Raw genomic sequence first — 302 nt, 5'->3', positions numbered from 1 at the left:
AGATGTCGATGATCCGAATCGCACTGGTACGACGAGCACTCAGGAGTCAACGGCACGAACTCGTGTTCGGATACACGAGTGGTCTCGATCTCGTTGGCCACGTCGCGTACGCTCAGCCCGGACTTCAAATGAGAGCGTACGAAGAGATGAACGAGTTTGTGGGCGAACTCCGAGAAGATCTCGGCGAAGAAGACGAGCTCGTCTTGATCAGTGATCATGGACTTCAGGAGGGAGAACACACCCACGAGGCTGCGATGTCAGCAACCGATGTACGACTCATTAACGATGTCGGGAGTGTGCTT

At 54.3% G+C, this 302-nt stretch carries 1 protein-coding gene; it reads left to right on the top strand.

Going from position 1 to position 302, the window contains the following annotated elements:
• Positions 1–2: 2 nt before the first annotated feature.
• The coding region (locus EXE42_RS20945; RefSeq protein WP_369333808.1) for an alkaline phosphatase family protein at positions 3–302 on the top strand (300 nt) is incomplete at its 3' end.

Source organism: Halorubrum sp. SP3, from assembly GCF_005435195.1.
In the GTDB taxonomy this organism is placed as follows: Archaea; Halobacteriota; Halobacteria; order Halobacteriales; family Haloferacaceae; genus Halorubrum; species Halorubrum sodomense.
Note: the sequence above shows the minus strand (reverse complement) of the source record. Positions and strands in the feature narration are given on the sequence as shown.